The following is an 11,872-nucleotide window of genomic DNA, read 5'->3' on the forward strand; positions in this document are numbered from 1 at the left end:
CCTCCTTATTGACGTGCCGCCAGCATCGCGGTCAGTTTTTCGGCCCAGGCTTTGGTTTCAGGGAGATCCTGTACCGGCTGGCTGTAATGACCACGGTTGTCCGGGGCAACAGGGGTAGTGGCATCAATGATCAGCTTGTCAGTGATCCCCGCCGGGCTGGAGCCGGGGTCAAGCTCGAGCACAGACATATTCGGTAGCTGCACCAGATCGCCAGCCGGATTGACCTTCGATGACAGCGCCCACATCACCTGCGGCAGGTTAAACGGATCGACGTCCTCATCCACCATAATCACCATTTTCACGTAACCCAGACCGTGTGGCGTGGTCATGGCGCGGAGCCCGACCGCACGGGCAAAACCGCCGTATCGTTTTTTGGTGGAGATAATCGCCAGCAGGCCGTGGGTGTACATGGCGTTTACCGCCTGCACTTCCGGGAATTCCGCCTTCAGCTGCTGATAGAGCGGCACGCAGGTAGCGGGCCCCATCAGATAATCAATCTCGGTCCACGGCATCCCCAGGTAGAGAGATTCGAAAATGGGTTTTGTGCGGTAAGAGACTTTATCAATGCGCACGACCGTCATGTTGCGCCCGCCGGAGTAGTGTCCGGTAAACTCACCGAATGGCCCTTCAATCTCACGTTTTCGGCCTTCAATCACCCCTTCCAGGATCACTTCCGACCCCCACGGCACATCAAAACCGGTCAGCGGAGCCGTCGCAATCGGATACGGGCTTTCGCGTAGCGCACCGGCCATCTCATACTCGGATTGATCGTATTTCAGCGGCGTGGCGCCCATCAGGGTGATGATCGGATCGTTACCCAGCGTAATGGCAATAGGCAGGTCTTCGCCGCGCTCTTCTGCCTTATGCAGATGCAGCGCGATATCATGCATCGGCACCGGTTGCAGGCCGAGCTTACGCTTGCCCTTCACTTCCATACGGTAAATCCCGACGTTCTGCTTGCCGAAGTGATCGGGGTCGAGCGGATCGCGGGAGACAACGCACGCTTTATCGAGATAAAAGCCCCCGTCACCGTCGTTCAGGCGGAACAGCGGCAGAATGTCGAACAGGTTGATGTCTTCCCCGTCCACCGTGTTCTGCGCCCAGACCGGATTTGCACGACGCTCTGGCGAGACGGGGAATTTGTCCCAGCGACGAATAAACTCGTCGATCTGTTTTTTCACCGGGGTATTCGCTGGCAGCCCCATCGAAATAGCGTGGTTTTGCCACGAGCCGATAGTGTTCATCACCACACGGGCATCGGTGAAGCCGCGAATATTATCGAACCACAGCGCAGGCGCACCATCGCCAATGCGTCCGGTAGCGTTGGCGGCGGCGGCTAAATCCGGCTCAGCGTTTACCTCTTCCTCAATTTTCAGCAGCTGCCCTTGCTCATCGAGCGCCTGCAAGAAGCTTCTCAAATCATCAAATGCCATCTTTATTCTCCTGTGAAAAATGTTTCGCTGCCTGCAAACCTTCCCAGCGTCGGGCTTTTTTATGCTCCAGACCAAACTGGTCCAGAACGCGGGTCACGATATGCTGGGTTATGTCATCGGCGGTTTGCGGGTGGTTGTAGTACGCAGGCATAGGCGGCACCATCGCCACGCCCATGCGGGAAAGGGCAAGCATGTTCTCAAGATGGATGGTGCTGAGCGGCGTCTCACGCGGAACCAGCACCAGCTTGCGTCCCTCTTTCAGCACCACGTCTGCCGCACGCCCTACCAGCCCTTCGGCATAGCCCGCGCGGATACCCGCCAGCGTTTTCATGCTGCACGGAATGACGATCATGCCGTCGGTGCGAAACGAGCCGGATGAGATGGTGGCAGCCTGATCGGCCGGGCTATGGACGACATCCGCCAGTGCGGCAACGTCATGCGCAGTGAAGGGCGTTTCCAGCTCAATCGTGGTTTTTGCCCACTTCGTCATCACCAGATGCGTTTCCACCTCCGGCATTTCCCGCAGCGCCTGCAACAACGCCACGCCTAATGGCGCACCCGTCGCGCCCGTCATTCCCACAATCAATCTCATTCAGCACCTCAATTAGTTTGTTCGTATACGAACATATTAACTAAACTACGCCTCGATCCTGCTGCTGACAAGATCGTTCGCATACGATCACACTATTCGCTAAAAACTCTCGCGTTAAAATTCAGCCCGAGAGCGGCTATCATAGAGGGAGTATTTTTCCGTCGGAGTGTCCATGGAGTTAAGACAAGAAGCTTTTCACCTGCTACGTCAGCTTTTTCAACAGCATACCGCCCAGTGGCAACACGCATTGCCCGAACTGACCAAACCACAATATGCGGTGATGCGGTCAATTGCTGAAAATCCTGGCATTGAGCAGGTTGCCCTGACTGAAGTCGCGGTGAGCACCAAAGCGACGCTGGCAGAAATGCTGAGCCGCATGGAAGCACGCGGCCTGGTCAGGCGCGAGCACGATCCGGCAGACAAGCGCCGTCGGTTTGTCTTTCTGACGGCCGAAGGTGAGGCCCTGCTTGAGAGCAGTAAACCGATTGGAAATGAGGTGGATGAGGCGTTTTTAGGGCGCCTTAACGGCGCGGAACGAGAGCAATTTTCAGCGCTCATTAAAAAGATGATGCAGGGTTAAGTAACCCTGACGCGCATAAAATCAATAAATGTTCGCACTTTCGCGGGCACATGCCGGGCATCGGGATAAACAGCATAGATGCCCTGCTGAGCAAACGTGTACTCCGGTAACAGCGAGACCAGCGTCCCTGTATCCAGTGCGTTACGCACCAGCCACTCCGGCAACAGCGCCACGCCACATCCCGCGAGGGCAAAAGCCATCAACGCCTGGGCACTGTCTGCATACAGGCGCGGCGCTTTTCTGATCTCAAAGGAAACCGGATGCCGATCAACGCCTCTCACCTGCCAGCGCAGCGGCGACGTTAAACGCTCGTGAATGATCCAGTCCGCTTCCGCCAGCTGCTCCAGCGAGTCAACCGGATGGTTTGCCAGCCAGCATGGCGTCGCCACGGGCAGGATGGTGAAGGAGGTCATCAACGCGGCGTGGTAGCGCGAATCTGCAAGCGTGCCGAGCCGGATAGCGACATCGAAGCGCTCGGCGATAAGATCGGCATGCAAAGAGGACGAGACATGCCGCACGCGGAGATCAGGGTGCAGCTGGCTAAACTCAGCCAGCAAAGGCACCACCACCTGCGAGCCATACTCGGGCGTGGTGGTGATCCGCAGTTCTCCCGTCAGCCCGGCGTGGTTGGCGCGAACATCATCCTGCAATCGCTCTGCATCCCGTAACAGCATCACGCTTCGTTGATGAAAGAGCTTCCCCGCTTCGGTCAGCGTCAGGCGTCGGGTGGTTCGCAGCAACAGGGTGACGCCCAGCTCCTCTTCAAGCTGACGAATATGAAAGCTGACCACCGCTTTTGTCAGCCCCATCGCCTCCGCCGCGGCGGTGAAACTGCCGGTGTCCGCTACGGCGATAAACATCGCCGTACGCTGTAAATTAAGCATCGCTTGCCTGGTTAACTGTCAAAATAATGTTGACAGTATATCGTCCTTTGTCGCGTTTATCCGTAACGCGCGGGCCGATACGATACGCCACCTCACCGGAGGAACTTCCATGACGTATCGCAGCAAAATCGCCGTCGTCTTTCTGCTCGGCTTTTTCCTTGATTTGATAAACATGTTTATTGCCAGCGTCGCCTTTCCGGCGATGGCTCACGCATTCAATACCACACCTTCCGCGCTTGCCTGGGTAAGTAACGGATACATTGCCGGGCTGACGTTAGTCATCCCATTCAGCAGTATTCTGACGCGCCGCGTCGGGCCGAAGCGCGTTATTCTGCTCTCACTGCTTCTCTTTAGCGCGGCCTCCGTTGCGGCGGGTCTCTCATCTTCGCTGGAAAGTTTGATTGCCTGGCGCGTCGTGCAGGGCGCCGGAGGGGGTTTACTGATCCCGGTTGGTCAGGCGCTGACCTGGCAACAGTTTAAGCCTCATGAGCGGGCCAGACTCACCTCGGCGGTGATGCTGGTCGCGCTGCTTGCCCCCGCCTGCTCACCGGCTGTGGGCGGCATGCTGGTTCAGACATTCAGCTGGCGCTGGATATTTTTTGCCACCCTGCCCGTCGCCATTGTCACCTTTGTTTTGGCCTGCGCGTGGCTTAAAACAGAACCGTCACCGATAAACACCACCAGAATAGTAAACCTGTCTTTGCTGACGGATCCGCTGTTGCGCTTATCCATGCTTATCTATGTGTGCGTACCCGGCATCTTTATTGGCGTGAACGTAACGGGCATGTATTACCTTCAGAGCGAGGCCAATATGACGCCCACCGCAACGGGCATGCTTATGCTGCCGTGGTCTGTGGCATCGTTTTTGGCTATCACCGCGACAGGACGCTATTTCAACCGTATCGGCCCGCGGCCGCTGGTGGTCATCGGTTGCCTTTTGCAGGCAACGGGCATTCTGCTTTTAATTAACGTCGGCCCGGCTATGCTGTTACCTGCCGTTGCGTTTGCGTTAATGGGTGCGGGGGGAAGCCTTTGCAGCAGTACGGCTCAGAGCAGCGCGTTTTTGACAATGCGGCGGGAAGATATGCCTGATGCCAGTGCGCTGTGGAATCTGAATCGTCAGTTGAGCTTTTTTGCGGGTGCCGTGCTGCTGGCGCAGGCGCTGAGCTTCATGCAAGCTTATTTTACGCCGCTGGCCGCCTGGCACGGGATGTTTATTTTTGCCGCAGTTATCACTCTGCTGCCCGTACTGTACGTCTACCGTCTTAATAACACGCAGTTACTTGCGCAACTGCAACAGGAGCAACCATGACCCATTTCGAACAAGAGATCCTCGACATCCACGTCGCCCTTGAAAACTGGTTAGGTGCAGGCGAAGGCGATCGGGACGCCCTGCTCGCCCGTTTCCGTCCGGATTTTCTGATGGTTCCAACGAGTGGCGCCCATTTAGATCATCACGCTCTGGCCCAATTTTTATATGCGCAGCGGGGAACCCGACCCGGGCTCAGGATCGGCATTGATGCGCTAACGACGCTTCAGACATGGGACAACGGCGCGGTGCTCCATTACCGGGAGACGCAAACCCGGCCAGGCCAGCCCGTCAACGTGCGCTGGTCAACCGCGGTGCTTAATCAGGAAGGGGATAACATCACCTGGCGTTTGCTGCACGAAACGGCGCAATCGTAAGGCATAAAAAAGGCCCGTCTCACGACGGGCCTTTTCTGACGAATGGTTGCTTACTCGCGGAACAGCGCTTCGATATTCAGACCTTGCCCTTGCAGGATTTCACGCAGGCGGCGTAGCCCTTCAACCTGAATCTGACGAACACGTTCACGGGTCAGGCCAATCTCACGGCCGACATCTTCCAGTGTCGCAGCTTCATACCCCAGTAAACCGAAACGACGTGCCAGCACTTCACGCTGTTTGGCGTTCAGTTCGAACAGCCATTTGACGATGCTCTGTTTCATGTCATCGTCCTGCGTGGTGTCTTCCGGGCCGTTGTCTTTTTCATCGGCCAGGATGTCCAGCAGCGCTTTTTCGGAGTCACCACCCAGCGGGGTGTCAACCGAGGTAATGCGCTCGTTGAGACGCAGCATACGGCTTACGTCATCAACCGGTTTGTCGAGTTGCTCTGCAATCTCTTCCGCACTTGGCTCGTGGTCCAGTTTATGGGACAACTCGCGCGCGGTACGCAGATAAACATTCAACTCTTTGACGATGTGGATCGGCAGTCGAATCGTACGGGTCTGGTTCATAATAGCCCGTTCGATGGTCTGACGAATCCACCAGGTCGCGTAGGTTGAGAAACGGAACCCGCGTTCCGGGTCAAACTTCTCAACTGCGCGGATGAGACCTAAGTTGCCCTCTTCAATCAGATCCAGCAGAGCCAGACCACGATTGCCGTAACGGCGGGCAATTTTCACGACCAGTCGCAGGTTACTTTCGATCATGCGACGACGCGAGGCAACATCACCACGCAAAGCACGACGTGCGAAATAGACTTCTTCTTCGGCCGTTAGCAGTGGGGAGTAACCAATCTCCCCAAGGTAAAGCTGAGTCGCGTCCAGCACACGCTGTGTGGCACCCTGCGATAACAGCTCTTCTTCAGCCAAATCGTTATCACTGGGTTCCTCTTCTACTAAGGCTTTTTCGTCAAAAGCCTCTGATCCGTTCTCATCAAATTCCGCGTCTTCATTTAAATCATGAACTTTCAGCGTATTCTGACTCATAAAGGTGGCTCCTACCCGTGATCCCTGGACGAGACACCCTGGCTGGCATGCCCCGTCAATTTATCGCTGCGGTAAATATTGCAGCGGGTTTACGGATTTCCCCTTGTAACGAATTTCAAAATGCAAGCGTGTAGAACTGGTTCCGGTGCTACCCATGGTAGCGATTTTTTGCCCCGCCTTAACTTCTTGTTGTTCCCGGACCAGCATAGTGTCGTTATGGGCGTAGGCACTCAGGTAATCATCGTTATGTTTGATGATAATAAGATTACCGTAACCGCGCAGTGCGTTACCGGCATAGACAACGCGTCCGTCTGCGGTCGCGATGATTGCCTGTCCTTTACTGCCTGCGATATCGATCCCTTTGTTGCCCCCCTCAGAGGTAGCGAAGTTCTCGATAATCTTGCCGTCAGTTGGCCAGCGCCAGGTGGTGATTGACGAGCTGGCATTCTGACTGCTTGCAGTCGGTACAGTAGAGCTAACCACAGGTGCCGTAGTCGGTGCTGTGACAACAGTCGCAGTACCTTTATTATTCGGCAACATTTTGTTAGCACTCTGATCACCTGAATCCTCAGAATACGTAATTACAGGTTGTGAAGCAACCACCGTGGTGGTTTTTTGTGCAGGAGTAACGCTGTTATTTTGCGCAGTTACGTCGGCCGCTGAAACGGTGTTGCCTGGCGTAAGCGGTGTCCCCGTCGCGTTGCCAACCTGAAGCGTTTGCCCGACTTCCAGAGCATACGGGGCCTGGACGTTGTTTCGCTGTGCAAGATCGCGGAAATCGTTCCCGGTGATCCAGGCAATATAGAACAGCGTATCGCCGCGCTTCACGGTATAGGTGCTGCCGCCGGTATAGCTACCTTTCGGAATGTTCCCATACTTACGGTTATACACTATGCGGCCATTTTCAGTCTGAACAGGCTGTTCCACTGCCTGAATCTGCGTAGGCTGCGTAACTGGACGTTGAACCGGCTGGATCTGCGGAGTTTGCTGCGCCGTTGAGGTGCCCATTTTAGGCGGAGGGGTGATCAACATTCCGCTGGACGTGTTACCCGAGCCGCTGGTTCCATTAACGGAACTGACGGGCGCAGGCGCGTTATTTGAACTTGTACAGCCTGCCAGCCAGAGCGAAACCAGTGATAATGCCGCAACACGGCTGATGGTGAATTTTGGGCTTCCCGCGCTCATTTATCCCCCAGGAATGTGTTAACTACCAGTGACTTAAAAATAACCGTGATGGCACGAATCTATCGCGCCACACCATACGCTGAATTTGCCTTAATAACCCTGGAAAAATCCGAGTCTCAGGCCAGTTCGCCCTTAACCAGGGGCACAAAGCGCACGGCTTCCACGGTATCGATAATAAACTCGCCGCCGCGTCGACGAACGCGCTTCAAAAGCTGCTGCTCATCGCCGACGGGCAATACAAGAATGCCACCCTCGTCCAGCTGCGAAAGAAGCGCAGTGGGGATTTCAGGTGGCGCTGCCGTGACAATGATGGCGTCAAACGGGGCGCGAGCCTGCCAACCCTGCCATCCATCGCCGTGGCGTGTCGATACATTATGTAAATCAAGCTGTTTCAGGCGACGGCGCGCCTGCCACTGCAACCCTTTAATCCGTTCCACCGAACAGACATGGTGCACAAGGTGAGCCAGGATCGCGGTTTGATACCCTGAACCGGTGCCAATTTCCAGCACCCGGGACTCTGGCGTTAGCTCCAGAAGCTCCGTCATACGCGCCACCATGTAGGGCTGCGAAATCGTCTGGCCTTGCCCAATGGGCAGCGCCACGTTTTCCCACGCTTTGTGTTCAAACGCCTCATCTACAAACTTCTCACGGGGAACCTGGGCAAGCGCGTTCAGCACCTGCTCGTTGGCGATCCCCTGTGCGCGTAATTGTTCCAGAAGAGTTTGTACACGTTTACTTACCATTGCGCGTTCACTCCGACCCGATCTAACCAGTCCGACACCACATCATGCGCGCTATAAGCGGTTAAATCTACGTGCAACGGCGTAACGGAAACGTACCCTTCATCCACCGCAGCGAAGTCGGTGTCTGGCCCGGCATCGCATTTATCTCCCGGCGGGCCGATCCAGTACAGGGTATTGCCGCGCGGATCCTGCTGGGGAATAACCTGATCGGCAGGATGGCGACTGCCACAGCGCGTCACGCGGATCCCTTTGATCTCGTCCAGCGGGAGGTCCGGCACGTTAATATTGAGGATACGTCCGGTACGCAGAGGCTCGCGGCCAAGCGCACGGAGAATGGAGCAGGTCACCGCGGCGGCTGTGTCATAGTGGGTGTGACCGTTTAACGAGACCGCCAGCGCCGGAAACCCCAGGTGACGCCCTTCCATCGCCGCAGCCACGGTGCCGGAGTAAATCACATCATCGCCAAGATTTGGCCCGGCATTGATGCCGGAGACCACAACGTCCGGCCGCGGGCGCATCAGCGCGTTCACGCCCAGAAACACGCAGTCGGTCGGCGTCCCCATCTGGACGGCAATATCGCCATTCTCAAAGGTAAAGGTGCGAAGTGAAGATTCCAGCGTCAATGAGTTAGACGCGCCACTGCGGTTACGATCGGGAGCCACGACCTGCACATCCGCAAATTCGCGGAGGTGTTTCGCCAGCGTCTGAATACCTGGCGCATGGATCCCGTCATCGTTACTCAGCAATATTCGCATAATCACCCGACGTGTTGATAAGTTCCCTGACAACACTGGTGGCAAAGCTACCTGCCGGCAGCCAGAAGCGTAACTCGACGGTTACGTCATCCCACCAGTTCCAGCTCAGCTGTTGCGGGTAGAGGAGCATCGCACGGCGTGCCGCCTCGACCTTTTCCCGCACCAGCAACGATTGTAATTCTGGCGCATCCGCCACCGCTGACTGCTCAGCGGCCAGCGCCTCGCCCTGGGTTCCCCAGTCGCCTGAACCCGGCAAGGCGGCGGTAATCATCAGCGTTTTAGCGTCCACGCGCGACTGGACATCGGCCATCTCTTCGGCCGTTGCCACAAACCAGCTTCCGCGTCCCGCTAATTGTAGCGCATCGCCGACAACAACTTGATTCGCGTCCGGTTTTTTCAGCCGTTCGCTCACAATCTGATTAAACAACGCACTGCGGGCCGCCGACAACCAAAAACTGCGTTTATTACGATCACGCACCGGTGCACCGCTTTGCGCCCAGCGCAGCGCGCCCAGCAGGTTGCTACCACCGATACCAAAGCGCTGAGCGCCGAAATAGTTTGGTACGCCGCGTTCGTTAATGGCCTTCAGGCGTTTTTCAACGTCCTCGCGTTCGGTCACTTCGCGCAACACCAGGGTAAAGGCATTGCCTTTCAGTGCGCCCAGACGCAATTTGCGTTTATGGCGGGCGTACTCCAGTACCTTACAGCCCTCAAGCTCAAATTTGCTTAAATCGGGCATGGCATTGCCGGGCACGCGGGCGCAAAGCCACTGTTCGGTCACGGCATGTTTATCTTTTTGACCGGCAAAGCTCACTTCGCGGGCGTGAATATTGAGGAATTTTGCCAGCGCGTCCGCCACGAAGCGGGTGTTGCAGCCGTTTTTCAGAATGCGCACCAGGATGTGCTCGCCTTCGCCGTCCGGCTCAAAACCCAGATCTTCCACTACCACGAAATCTTCAGGGTTGGCTTTCAGCAGACCCTTGCCCTGCGGTTTACCGTGCAGATACGTCAGATTGTCGAAATCCGTCATTTGGCCGCCTTCACCAGCAGCGCCACGGCTTCACAGGCAATGCCTTCGCCACGACCGGTAAAGCCCAGCTTCTCCGTGGTGGTCGCTTTGACGTTGACGTCGTCCATATGGCAACCCAGATCTTCAGCGATAAACACGCGCATCTGAGGGATGTGCGGCAGCATCTTTGGTGCCTGAGCAATGATCGTCACATCAACGTTGCCGAGGGTGTAGCCTTTGGCCTGAATACGACGCCAGGCTTCGCGCAGCAGTTCGCGGCTGTCTGCGCCTTTAAAAGCAGGATCGGTGTCCGGGAACAATTTGCCAATGTCGCCCAGCGCGGCGGCACCCAGCAGCGCGTCGGTCAGCGCATGCAGCGCCACGTCGCCATCAGAATGCGCCAGCAGACCTTTTTCGTAAGGAATGCGCACGCCGCCAATGATAATTGGGCCAACGCCGCCAAAGGCGTGTACATCAAAACCGTGTCCAATACGCATTATGCCTTCTCCTGAGGGGTCGTACGGGTAAGATAAAATTCCGCGAGTTGTAAGTCTTCCGGGCGCGTCACTTTTATATTATCAGCGCGCCCTTCAACAAGCGTGGGGTGGAAACCGCAATACTCCAGCGCCGAGGCTTCGTCCGTAATGGTCGCACCTTCTTTAAGCGCTCGCGTTAAGCAGTCGTGGAGTAATTCGCGGGGAAAAAATTGTGGCGTCAGCGCGTGCCATAGATCGACGCGCTCGACGGTGTGGGCAATCGCCGGTTTACCCGGTTCGGCACGCTTCATGGTGTCACGCACCGGGGCGGCCAGAATGCCGCCCACTTTACTGGTTTCACTCAGGGCCAGCAGACGCGACAGATCGTCGTGATGCAGACAGGGACGCGCGGCATCGTGCACCAGCACCCACTGCGCGTTCCCGGCAGCCTGAATGCCCGCCAGAACGGAGTCAGCCCGCTCTGCGCCGCCGTCAACGACGGTAATCTGAGGATGATTCGCCAGCGGGAGCTGCGCAAAACGTGCATCGCCGGGGCTGATGGCAATAACAACGCGTTTCACCCGGGCATGCGCCAGCAGCGCCGCCACGGCGTGCTCGAGGATCGTTTTATCGCCAATTGAGAGATACTGCTTAGGACATTCTGTCTGCATACGCCGGCCAAAACCTGCGGCCGGCACCACGGCACAGACGTCCGAAAAAGTTGCTGCCATGTCGTAATCCTGGGCCTGATTATCGATTGTTTTGTGCGGAGCCCTGATTGCGTTTAGACGCATCCGGAACCAGGCGATAAAACGTTTCGCCCGGCTTAGTCATACTAAGTTCATTGCGTGCGCGCTCCTCAATCGCCTCCTGGCCGCCATTGAGGTCATCAATTTCAGCAAAAAGTTGATCGTTACGCGCTTTAAGTTTGGCGTTTGTCGCCTGCTGTGCCGCGACGTCATCGCTCACCCGGCTGTAGTCGTGCAGTCCGTTTTTGCCGAACCACAGCGAATATTGCAGCCAGACCAGCAAAGCCAGCAACAGCAGCGTTAGTTTACCCATCCTGCCCCCTGAAAAAACGGCATCATCATCCCATAACTTTCCGCTGGACTCTACTGCGGGGTTTTAATTATGCCGTAAGTTAGCCCATCAGCCATAAAAACAGCAGGCCAAAGATGACCACAACGGTGGCGATAGTGATGAGCGTACTATACAGGAGCTTGCCGTTGAAAAGGGAGTGCAGCGCCACGCCCACCACAACCGCAACGGGCATCAGCGCCAGGAAGAAAGGCCAGGTATAGAGGAAGAAAAAGAGGGTGTTTCCACCGTAGATCAAAAACGGGATACCCAGCGCCAGTAGCCACGACACAAAGCCGACAATCGCCCCAGGGAAGGACCAGGTCGTCTCGTCGTCGGTCGTTAACGGTTCCGACCCGGTGGTAATCATGTAGTTTTCACTGTTGCGCATAGCTAATCCTGTGACCGT

The 11,872-nt window shown here is 56.3% G+C and carries 16 protein-coding genes; 4 read left to right on the top strand and 12 right to left on the bottom strand.

The genetic code is table 11. The annotated features are described in order from the left end of the window. Positions 1–5: 5 nt before the first annotated feature. Both IPZ49_RS00100 and IPZ49_RS00105 read right to left on the bottom strand, forming a co-directional pair. A complete protein-coding gene (locus IPZ49_RS00100) occupies positions 6–1,433 on the bottom strand; it encodes a non-oxidative hydroxyarylic acid decarboxylases subunit C (protein ID WP_063146465.1) in 1,428 nt (475 codons plus the stop codon). Further along, positions 1,423–2,025: a non-oxidative hydroxyarylic acid decarboxylases subunit B gene (locus tag IPZ49_RS00105; protein WP_006811756.1), complete on the bottom strand. Its 603-nt coding sequence runs from the start codon at positions 2,023–2,025 to the stop codon at positions 1,423–1,425. The genes IPZ49_RS00100 and IPZ49_RS00105 overlap by 11 nt, the downstream gene beginning before the upstream one ends. A 172-nt stretch (positions 2,026–2,197) precedes the next feature. On the opposite strand from IPZ49_RS00105, the gene IPZ49_RS00110 reads away from it, so the two are divergent. Beyond that, a complete protein-coding gene (locus IPZ49_RS00110) occupies positions 2,198–2,605 on the top strand; it encodes a MarR family winged helix-turn-helix transcriptional regulator (protein ID WP_022651767.1) in 408 nt (135 codons plus the stop codon). Here the strand turns inward: IPZ49_RS00110 and IPZ49_RS00115 are convergent. Further along, positions 2,602–3,489, bottom strand: coding sequence for a LysR family transcriptional regulator (locus IPZ49_RS00115; RefSeq protein WP_046618652.1), 888 nt, complete (start codon positions 3,487–3,489; stop codon positions 2,602–2,604). The genes IPZ49_RS00110 and IPZ49_RS00115 overlap by 4 nt on opposite strands. Before the next feature lie 109 nt (positions 3,490–3,598). On the opposite strand from IPZ49_RS00115, the gene IPZ49_RS00120 reads away from it, so the two are divergent. Both IPZ49_RS00120 and IPZ49_RS00125 read left to right on the top strand, forming a co-directional pair. Then, complete coding sequence (locus tag IPZ49_RS00120) at positions 3,599–4,801, top strand: MFS transporter (protein WP_063146466.1); 1,203 nt, start codon at positions 3,599–3,601, stop codon at positions 4,799–4,801. Next, the gene (locus IPZ49_RS00125; protein ID WP_063146467.1) at positions 4,798–5,175 is read left to right on the top strand and encodes a DUF4440 domain-containing protein; all 378 of its coding nucleotides are present in this window, start codon (positions 4,798–4,800) and stop codon (positions 5,173–5,175) included. Before IPZ49_RS00120 ends, IPZ49_RS00125 begins: the two co-directional genes overlap by 4 nt. Positions 5,176–5,225: 50 nt before the next feature. On the opposite strand, the gene rpoS is transcribed toward IPZ49_RS00125, so the two are convergent. Beyond that, on the bottom strand, positions 5,226–6,218 hold the full coding sequence (gene rpoS / locus IPZ49_RS00130; protein WP_022649182.1) for an RNA polymerase sigma factor RpoS: 993 nt from the start codon (positions 6,216–6,218) through the stop codon (positions 5,226–5,228). Between the two features lie 60 nt (positions 6,219–6,278). Further along, a complete protein-coding gene (gene nlpD / locus IPZ49_RS00135) occupies positions 6,279–7,352 on the bottom strand; it encodes a murein hydrolase activator NlpD (RefSeq protein WP_306307778.1) in 1,074 nt (357 codons plus the stop codon). Between nlpD and IPZ49_RS23385 the strand changes: the two genes are divergently transcribed. Further along, positions 7,294–7,425, top strand: a complete 132-nt coding sequence (locus IPZ49_RS23385; RefSeq protein WP_306173474.1) for a peptidase — start codon at positions 7,294–7,296, stop codon at positions 7,423–7,425. The two genes, nlpD and IPZ49_RS23385, sit on opposite strands and share 59 nt — an antisense overlap. A gap of 94 nt (positions 7,426–7,519) precedes the next feature. On the opposite strand, the gene IPZ49_RS00140 is transcribed toward IPZ49_RS23385, so the two are convergent. From IPZ49_RS00140 to IPZ49_RS00170, 7 genes are all read right to left on the bottom strand, one after another. Next, positions 7,520–8,146 (bottom strand): protein-L-isoaspartate(D-aspartate) O-methyltransferase, encoded by a 627-nt coding sequence (locus IPZ49_RS00140; protein WP_022649184.1) that lies wholly within the window; start codon positions 8,144–8,146, stop codon positions 7,520–7,522. Beyond that, a complete protein-coding gene (gene surE / locus IPZ49_RS00145; protein ID WP_017382816.1) occupies positions 8,140–8,901 on the bottom strand; it encodes a 5'/3'-nucleotidase SurE in 762 nt (253 codons plus the stop codon). The genes IPZ49_RS00140 and surE overlap by 7 nt, the downstream gene beginning before the upstream one ends. Further along, the gene (truD, locus tag IPZ49_RS00150; protein WP_023298481.1) at positions 8,882–9,931 is read right to left on the bottom strand and encodes a tRNA pseudouridine(13) synthase TruD; all 1,050 of its coding nucleotides are present in this window, start codon (positions 9,929–9,931) and stop codon (positions 8,882–8,884) included. Before truD ends, surE begins: the two co-directional genes overlap by 20 nt. Then, positions 9,928–10,407 carry a 2-C-methyl-D-erythritol 2,4-cyclodiphosphate synthase gene (gene ispF / locus IPZ49_RS00155; protein WP_003862097.1) on the bottom strand — a complete coding sequence of 160 codons (480 nt, stop codon included), beginning with the start codon at positions 10,405–10,407 and terminating at the stop codon, positions 9,928–9,930. The genes truD and ispF overlap by 4 nt, the downstream gene beginning before the upstream one ends. Continuing rightward, positions 10,407–11,117, bottom strand: coding sequence for a 2-C-methyl-D-erythritol 4-phosphate cytidylyltransferase (gene ispD, locus IPZ49_RS00160; protein ID WP_000741569.1), 711 nt, complete (start codon positions 11,115–11,117; stop codon positions 10,407–10,409). Before ispD ends, ispF begins: the two co-directional genes overlap by 1 nt. Before the next feature lie 19 nt (positions 11,118–11,136). Then, positions 11,137–11,448 (bottom strand): cell division protein FtsB, encoded by a 312-nt coding sequence (gene ftsB / locus IPZ49_RS00165; protein ID WP_003862095.1) that lies wholly within the window; start codon positions 11,446–11,448, stop codon positions 11,137–11,139. Positions 11,449–11,527: 79 nt separating this feature from the next. Continuing rightward, complete coding sequence (locus IPZ49_RS00170; RefSeq protein ID WP_006811767.1) at positions 11,528–11,854, bottom strand: DUF3561 family protein; 327 nt, start codon at positions 11,852–11,854, stop codon at positions 11,528–11,530. Positions 11,855–11,872 lie beyond the last annotated feature (18 nt).

The organism is Enterobacter cloacae complex sp. S2, assembly GCF_015159675.1.
Taxonomy (GTDB): domain Bacteria; phylum Pseudomonadota; class Gammaproteobacteria; order Enterobacterales; family Enterobacteriaceae; genus Enterobacter; species Enterobacter intestinihominis.

Bases quoted from the DNA above. Each gene is read 5' to 3' on its own strand.
- IPZ49_RS00125 (WP_063146467.1), top strand. From the start codon at position 4,798: ATGACCCATTTCGAACAAGAGATCCTCGACATCCACGTCGCCCTTGAA.
- rpoS (WP_022649182.1), bottom strand. From the start codon at position 6,218: ATGAGTCAGAATACGCTGAAAGTTCATGATTTAAATGAAGACGCGGAA.
- ftsB (WP_003862095.1), bottom strand. From the start codon at position 11,448: ATGGGTAAACTAACGCTGCTGTTGCTGGCTTTGCTGGTCTGGCTGCAA.
- surE (WP_017382816.1), bottom strand. From the start codon at position 8,901: ATGCGAATATTGCTGAGTAACGATGACGGGATCCATGCGCCAGGTATT.
- ispD (WP_000741569.1), bottom strand. From the start codon at position 11,117: ATGGCAGCAACTTTTTCGGACGTCTGTGCCGTGGTGCCGGCCGCAGGT.
- IPZ49_RS00105 (WP_006811756.1), bottom strand. From the start codon at position 2,025: ATGAGATTGATTGTGGGAATGACGGGCGCGACGGGTGCGCCATTAGGC.
- ispF (WP_003862097.1), bottom strand. From the start codon at position 10,407: ATGCGTATTGGACACGGTTTTGATGTACACGCCTTTGGCGGCGTTGGC.
- IPZ49_RS00115 (WP_046618652.1), bottom strand. From the start codon at position 3,489: ATGCTTAATTTACAGCGTACGGCGATGTTTATCGCCGTAGCGGACACC.
- IPZ49_RS00110 (WP_022651767.1), top strand. From the start codon at position 2,198: ATGGAGTTAAGACAAGAAGCTTTTCACCTGCTACGTCAGCTTTTTCAA.
- IPZ49_RS00170 (WP_006811767.1), bottom strand. From the start codon at position 11,854: ATGCGCAACAGTGAAAACTACATGATTACCACCGGGTCGGAACCGTTA.
- IPZ49_RS00140 (WP_022649184.1), bottom strand. From the start codon at position 8,146: ATGGTAAGTAAACGTGTACAAACTCTTCTGGAACAATTACGCGCACAG.
- IPZ49_RS00100 (WP_063146465.1), bottom strand. From the start codon at position 1,433: ATGGCATTTGATGATTTGAGAAGCTTCTTGCAGGCGCTCGATGAGCAA.
- truD (WP_023298481.1), bottom strand. From the start codon at position 9,931: ATGACGGATTTCGACAATCTGACGTATCTGCACGGTAAACCGCAGGGC.
- IPZ49_RS00120 (WP_063146466.1), top strand. From the start codon at position 3,599: ATGACGTATCGCAGCAAAATCGCCGTCGTCTTTCTGCTCGGCTTTTTC.